The organism is Microcystis sp., from assembly GCF_048564745.1.
Classification (GTDB): domain Bacteria; phylum Cyanobacteriota; class Cyanobacteriia; order Cyanobacteriales; family Microcystaceae; genus Microcystis; species Microcystis ichthyoblabe_A.
Genome location: NZ_JBLZRT010000078.1, coordinates 32923 through 39687, shown reverse-complemented (window position 1 = coordinate 39687; position 6765 = coordinate 32923). Strand labels below are relative to the sequence as shown.

The 6765-nt window shown below is 44.5% G+C and carries 5 protein-coding genes and 1 pseudogene; 5 read left to right on the top strand and 1 reads right to left on the bottom strand.

Features of this window, described 5'->3' with window-relative positions; genetic code table 11:
- Positions 1 to 118 (bottom strand): annotated as a pseudogene (locus tag ACOCD9_RS10260) (transposase); the annotation flags it as partial.
- Between the two features lie 78 nt (positions 119 to 196).
- Here ACOCD9_RS10260 and ACOCD9_RS10255 point away from each other — a divergent pair.
- The 5 genes from ACOCD9_RS10255 to ACOCD9_RS10235 all read left to right on the top strand — a co-directional run bounded on the left by ACOCD9_RS10255 (position 197) and on the right by ACOCD9_RS10235 (position 6715).
- Complete coding sequence (locus tag ACOCD9_RS10255) at positions 197 to 1411, top strand: RNA-guided endonuclease InsQ/TnpB family protein (RefSeq protein WP_419547325.1); 1215 nt, start codon at positions 197 to 199, stop codon at positions 1409 to 1411.
- Between the two features lie 134 nt (positions 1412 to 1545).
- Positions 1546 to 2730, top strand: a complete 1185-nt coding sequence (locus tag ACOCD9_RS10250) for a tetratricopeptide repeat protein (RefSeq protein WP_419547323.1) — start codon at positions 1546 to 1548, stop codon at positions 2728 to 2730.
- 77 nt (positions 2731 to 2807) lie between these two features.
- Positions 2808 to 4685, top strand: a complete 1878-nt coding sequence (gene ftsH4, locus ACOCD9_RS10245; protein WP_287701640.1) for an ATP-dependent zinc metalloprotease FtsH4 — start codon at positions 2808 to 2810, stop codon at positions 4683 to 4685.
- A gap of 239 nt (positions 4686 to 4924) precedes the next feature.
- Entirely contained in the window at positions 4925 to 5257 is a 333-nt protein-coding gene (locus ACOCD9_RS10240; RefSeq protein ID WP_002751577.1) for a DUF4164 family protein, read from the top strand.
- Positions 5258 to 5362: 105 nt separating this feature from the next.
- Positions 5363 to 6715, top strand: a complete 1353-nt coding sequence (locus ACOCD9_RS10235) for a TIGR03279 family radical SAM protein (protein WP_419547321.1) — start codon at positions 5363 to 5365, stop codon at positions 6713 to 6715.
- Positions 6716 to 6765: the final 50 nt, after the last annotated feature.

Sequence of the window (6765 nt, the reverse complement as noted above, 5' to 3'; positions counted from 1 at the left end):
CGAAATAAGCTCCCGCCCAAAAATAGGGTTTGTTGTCGAAATACTTTGCCGCCAAATCCGGAAATTCTTGTCTAATTAAGCGACTACTAACTGTTTTAAGGTTAGCGATTAGTTTGGTCCATGATTGTAATTAGTTGATATACTAGGCAGTAAGTGTTACAATTTAACTATACATCACATCACGAAACTAACGACAGTGATAACGCTTACCTACCAGTACAAACTAAAGGTAAACAAGAAACAGGAACGAGAGATTGTCCACATTCTTGATGTTTGTAAGAGCGTTTATAATTACGCGCTCTCGGAACGGAAAGATTGGTTAAACTCTCGAAAGTGTCTTGCGGATCGCTGTTCGCTAGTTTCTGAGTACATAATTCCTGCGGATCAACCCTATCCAAATTACTTCGTTCAAGCTAAAAATCTAACGGAAGCTAAAAAAGTTTACCCGATATTAAAGACGGTTAACGCTCAAGTCTTACAGCAAGTTTTAAAAACTGTAGATAAAGCGTTTGACCATATAAAATCGAAAGGCTTCGGCTTTCCTAGATTTAAGAAAAAGATGCGAAGTTTTGTTTTCCCCGCGCTCTCGAAAAATTTTCTAGGTGACGAATACTTAAATTTTCCACAATTGGGAAAAATTCGGATTAGGAAATCTAGGGAGTACCCGTCTGGGTTTGAGCCTAAACAAGCTCGAATTATCCAAAAAGCGTCGGGATTTTACGTTTTGGTTTCTTTCCAATCTACGGAATTAGTTCCCGAGATGACAGTAGGGAAGACCTGTTTAGGAATTGACGCGGGAATTGAGAGTTTTGTCGCTACTTCACGGGGAGATTTAATCAAAGCCCCTCGATTTTTGTTGAAAGTACAGAGTAAGCTTAAATTGCTACAAAGACGCTTGAAACATCAAGTCAAAGGCTCGAACAATTGGTTGAAACTCCAAGATAAGATAGCGAGATTACACGAAAAAGTGTCTAATACTCGTAGAGATTGGCATTTTAAGTTAGCTCATTACCTTTGCGATCTCGCTGATAATATCTTTGTTGAAGATATTAACTTCGTTTCCTGGTCTAGAGGGATCGTTAGAAAACAATCTCTGGATTCAGGTATCGGTAGTTTTATTAACGAGATATTACCGTTTGTCGCTTGGAAACGGGGAAAATATTATCTTAAGGTTGATAAAAACGGAACCTCGCAAGAGTGTCCGAATTGTGGCGCAATTACTGGTAAAAAAGCGTTATCGGAAAGAGTTCACCGGTGTGATTCTTGCGGCCACATTGAACCGAGAGATACGGCATCAGCGAAGGTAATTGAGAACCGAGGAAAAAACGCGGTCGGACTGACCGTGTTAGAAAACGCTCGCGGAGGCGATTTGACGGGGATCGACTGGGTTAAACTCGGTCGATCTAGTTAAAAGCCTAAGAACTGAGAATCCCCCGCTACACCGCGCGAGCGGTTAGCGGGGGAGAGTCAATCCCCGATAACTGATAACTGCTAGACTAATTGGGTGATGCTTGCAAGATTAATAAAACCAGTGTCGAGATTAGAATGCAGGGACTTTTAAGAAAACTTTGGCGTGCGATAGAAAACTTTTTTACCCGACTTTTGGGGGGACAAGGAGGAAAGGGGAAAGTACAAGCGATCGAATCTGTTCCCCTAACCGATACAGATTACGAGTTTCTCTATATGCAGTTACTCGATGGCGTGGCCCACGGTTGGCACGAAGGCAGAATTCTGAGATTTTTTGAGAAATTGGGCGATCGAGGTCGGCAAAAAGATTGGGTAGAATGGTTAGAGCGCTTTGGGAGCCGTCTGCAATCCTCCGCTTCCCTTAACCAACTTCTCGCCAGCAGAATGATCCGTTTAGGAGAATTAGCCCGCGCTTTCCCTGGGATTGAACGTATTGGTGAAGCTTCCTACGAGATCGGTTATCAACTCTACACCAAAGAAACTGCCACTTTAATCTGGGAATACGCCGGCGACGATGAGGCCCCGGGCAGTTATTCCCAGCCGCAAACCCCAGAAAATTTCTTATATTCCGGTGAAACTAGCGATTTTAACGGTAATGACTCGGAAAATCCCCAATTAGAAACCCTCACCCTCGATCAATTATTTGACCGTCTGCAAAACGATCCTACCCTAGCCGGGCAAATGGCCGAACAATTGGGCATCGAAAATAAGGACGCAGAAAGCATTATTGATAGTCTGATCGCTCAATTTTCCTCCCAGGAAGGTAAAAACCCTGAAACTGCCGAAGATTGGTTTAATCAGGGCTTAGAACAGGCAAATTTAGGCAATTGGTCAAATGCGATCGCTGATTGGGAACAGGCCTTGACGATCGATCCCCAATTAGCCTCGGCCTGGCATAATCGTGGTAGTGCCTTAGCCATGATTGGTAACTACGAAGAGGCGTTAAATAGTTATGATCGCGCCCTAGAAATCACCCCCAACGATCACCAAATCATTAACGCTAGAGGCAGCGCCCTATACGGACTGCAACGTTGGCAAGAGGCTTTAGACTGTTGGCAACAGGTGCTAGAAGCGGACGATAATTTTTATCAAGCTTGGTACAATCGCGGCAGTACCCTAGAAAATTTGGGCGAAACCCAAGCAGCGATCGCCTGTTACCAAAAAGCTTTAGGGATTGCGCCGGATTTTGAGCTTGCCCAAACTCGTCTAGAGGCTTTACTAGAGCAAAAACCGCCCGAAGACGACGGTAATCCCCCCGCCTGATTCAATCTGAACTTGAGCAGTCAACAGCCTACAATGGGGGAAGTATAGAGACTAATTTTAATGAATCAAGCCCAGCAATGAGTATAAAAAGCAAACCTCCTTCACAATCCCGCCTGATCGGTAATGTTTTATTAGCCGTGGGCGGCTTATTTCTGATTGTTAACCTCCTTTTTCCGCAATTATTTGGCCCTAGCGTCCCCAAAGTTCCCTATAGTCTTTTTATCGACCAAGTGGAAGATGGCAACGTCGCTAGGGTATCCGTGGGACAGAATGAGATTCGTTATCAGCTTAAAAACGACCAAGAGGGCAACTACGGACGAATTTTCAGCACTACACCGATTTTTGACCTAGAATTGCCCAAACGTCTAGAAGCCAAGGGCGTAGAATTCGCCGCCGCACCACCGCCAAAAAATGGCTGGATTGGTAGTGTCCTTAGTTGGGTGATTCCTCCCCTGATTTTTGTCGGTATTTGGCAATTTTTCCTCGCTCGCAGCGGTGGCGGTGGTCCGGCCGGGGCTTTATCGATTACCAAAAGTCGCGCTAAAGTCTATGTGGAAGGAGACACCACCAAAACCACTTTTAAAGATGTGGCCGGTGTGGAAGAAGCGAAAACTGAATTGGCCGAAATCGTCGAATTTCTCAAATATCCCCAACGTTACATTCAAATCGGGGCGCGGATTCCCAAGGGTGTCCTCCTAGTCGGTCCGCCGGGGACAGGAAAAACCCTGCTGGCGAAAGCAGTAGCGGGAGAAGCGGGAGTTTCTTTCTTTAGTATCTCGGGTTCGGAATTCGTGGAACTCTTTGTCGGTGCAGGGGCAGCCCGAGTGCGAGATCTGTTTGAACAGGCCAAGAAAAAAGCCCCCTGTATTATTTTTATCGATGAATTAGACGCGATTGGTAAATCTCGCGCTAACGGTAATTTTATGGGGGGTAACGATGAACGGGAACAGACTTTAAACCAATTATTGACGGAAATGGACGGTTTTAACGCCGGTGATGCGACGGTGATCGTGCTGGCCGCCACTAATCGCCCCGAAACTCTTGATCCCGCCCTTTTACGCCCCGGCCGTTTTGATCGCCAAGTGTTAGTTGATCGTCCCGATCTGGCCGGTCGCTTAAAAATCCTCGAAATCTACGCAGGTAAGGTAAAATTAGGATCGGGTGTGGATTTAAAACAGATTGCTACCCGTACCCCCGGTTTTGCCGGTGCTGACTTAGCTAATCTAGTCAATGAGGCCGCTTTATTGGCAGCCCGCAATCAACGCAGCACCGTCGCCCAAGAGGACTTTAATGAGGCAATCGAGCGGGTAGTGGCGGGTTTAGAGAAGAAAAGCCGGGTTCTCTCGGAAAAAGAGAAGAAAATCGTCGCTTATCACGAAGTTGGTCACGCTCTCGTCGGTGCAGTTATGCCGGGAGGGGGTAAAGTTGCTAAGATTTCGATCGTGCCTCGCGGCATGGCAGCCCTCGGTTATACCCTGCAAATGCCCACGGAAGACCGTTTCCTGATGGATGATACGGAATTACGCGACCAAATTGCTACTCTTTTAGGCGGTCGGGCTGCCGAAGAAATTATCTTCGGTAGTATTACTACTGGGGCTGCTAATGACCTGCAGCGGGCGACGGACTTGGCCGAACGCATGGTGACGACCTATGGTATGAGTAAGACCTTGGGTCCTCTAGCCTACGAAAAAGGTCAACAGAATAGTTTTCTGGGAGATGGCATGATGAATCCCCGGCGTTTGGTGAGCGATGATACGGCCAAAGCGATCGATAATGAAGTGAAAGAGATTGTCGAAAATGGTCATCAGCAGGCCTTGGATATCCTGGCTCAAAATCGCGATTTACTCGAAGAAATTGCCCAAGAAATCCTCAGTAAAGAGGTGATTGAAGGGGAACAATTGCAAGCACTGCTCGAGCGCGTTAAACCCCTCGATCGAGAACCTGTTACTGTTTAGATTGATTTGATTTTTGCCTTACCCCATCTTGAACAAAGATGGGTTTTTTGCCATTATACTAAATCCAGTTATTAAAAATTGATTATTTATTCTTCCTTTTGCCTCTCCGCAGTCCCAGAACCCTACAGCGTTCCCATTAATCTTAACCCCTATTAGAGATTGAAACTGGGAGGCAAAAATCAGCGATACTGATATTGAGATCACGATGGTGAATCCAGAAGAGCTAAAGGAGACAGAAAATGGCTAACGAAACCGTCACTTATTCCCTAGAAGCTGTTTTGACAAGGATTGAGGGGAAAATCGACTCTCTGGAAAAACGGATCGATGAGAGATTTGATCAGGTAGATGAGAGATTTGATAAGATAGAAGAACGGTTGACAAAAGTGGAAATAGGACAAGTCGAACTCAAAGGGGAGATTAAAGCCTTGGATGAGCGACTAACCACAGAAATTAAAGGGTTAACTGCAAGAGTTGCCTATCAGGAATTTACCAATCGGGGGATTCTCATCGCTCTGGTTGTAGCCATTTTAGGAGGGGCTGCTAAACTTTTTGGTTTTTTCCCCAATCCCTAACAGCGATCGCCCTAAAATGCTGTAGAATTAACTTGACAAATATTAAAACGCAGCCAAAGACTCTCTGGGAAATGCAGTTAAATAATTGGATGGCAACCTAAAAATATGAGTGAATTAACTATTCGTCCAGCTAAAATTACTGGTGTCATCCCAGATTCGATCGCCGCCGAGGTAGGTTTTGAAATCGGGGATTCGCTCGTCTCTATTAATGGTAATCGTCCCCGGGACTTAATCGATTATCAATTTTTATGTGCCGATGAATTTTTAACCCTAGAAGTGCTTGATAGTCATGGCAAAACTCACCAAGTAAAAATCGAAAAAGATTATCATGAAGACTTAGGTTTAGAGTTTGAAACTGCCCTTTTTGATGGCTTAATTCAGTGCAATAATAAATGTCCTTTTTGCTTTATCGATCAACAACCAGAGGGCAAAAGAGAAACTTTATACTATAAAGATGATGACTATCGCTTAAGTTTTCTCTATGGCAGTTATTTAACCTTAACTAATCTCACCTCAAAAGAATGGCAGCGGATCGAAAAGATGCGGATATCACCGCTTTTTGTGTCCGTTCACGCCACGGAACCCGATCTGAGAATTCGTCTCTTAAAAAATCACCGCGCTGGTCAAATTTTAGACCATTTAAAATGGCTACAAGCGAGACAATTACAAATTCATGCACAAGTGGTAGTTTGTCCCAATATCAATGATGGAATTCATCTCGAAAGAACTCTGTTAGATCTGGTTTCTTTTCATCGGGGAGATATTCCCTGTGTGGAGTCGATTGCCGTAGTTCCCGTGGGATTAACCCGCTTTCGTCCCCAAGAAGATGAATTAATTCCCGTTAGTCAAGAAAAAGCGCGAGAAGTGATTGAACAAGTCCAAACTTTACAGAAAAAATTTCGTCAAGAATTTGGCAGTAATGTGGTATGGTTAGCCGATGAATGGTTTTTAATTGCCCGAGTCGATTTACCCCCTCAATCTCACTACGAAGATTATCCCCAAATCGGTAACGGAGTTGGCTCGATTCGTCAATTTATTAGGGATTTCCAGAAGACAGCTAAGAAGTTATTACCTGCTCAAATTAGTCCCTCTAGACGGTTGGTATGGGTAGTGGGCAATGCGGTAGAACAAGCTTTTCAACCCCTAGTTAAACAGTTAAATAAGGTGCAGGGTTTAACCGTGGAATTAGTGGCTTTAAATAGTGATTATTGGGGGCAGGAAATCACGGTTACGGGTTTATTAACCGGGCAAGATATTCTCAAAGGATTACAAGGTAAAAATCTTGAGGATGGGGTTTTATTACCCTCCCTCATGCTCAAGCATGGGGAAGCGGTATTTTTAGATGATCTCACCCTAGAAACTGTTATTAATCAGTTAGGAGTTCCTATTTATCCAGTCCTGGGAGTGGAGGAATTAATTAAAACTTGTCTTACTCTCAATCCCTTGAACAAATCCTAATCTCCCCCAATCCCTTTACTGTTGCCTGTTGCCTGTTGCCTCTTGCCTTT

Coding starts and splice junctions, on each gene's coding strand:
- ACOCD9_RS10250 (WP_419547323.1), top strand. CDS start 1,546: ATGCAGGGACTTTTAAGAAAACTTTGGCGTGCGATAGAAAACTTTTTT.
- ftsH4 (WP_287701640.1), top strand. CDS start 2,808: ATGAGTATAAAAAGCAAACCTCCTTCACAATCCCGCCTGATCGGTAAT.
- ACOCD9_RS10240 (WP_002751577.1), top strand. CDS start 4,925: ATGGCTAACGAAACCGTCACTTATTCCCTAGAAGCTGTTTTGACAAGG.
- ACOCD9_RS10235 (WP_419547321.1), top strand. CDS start 5,363: ATGAGTGAATTAACTATTCGTCCAGCTAAAATTACTGGTGTCATCCCA.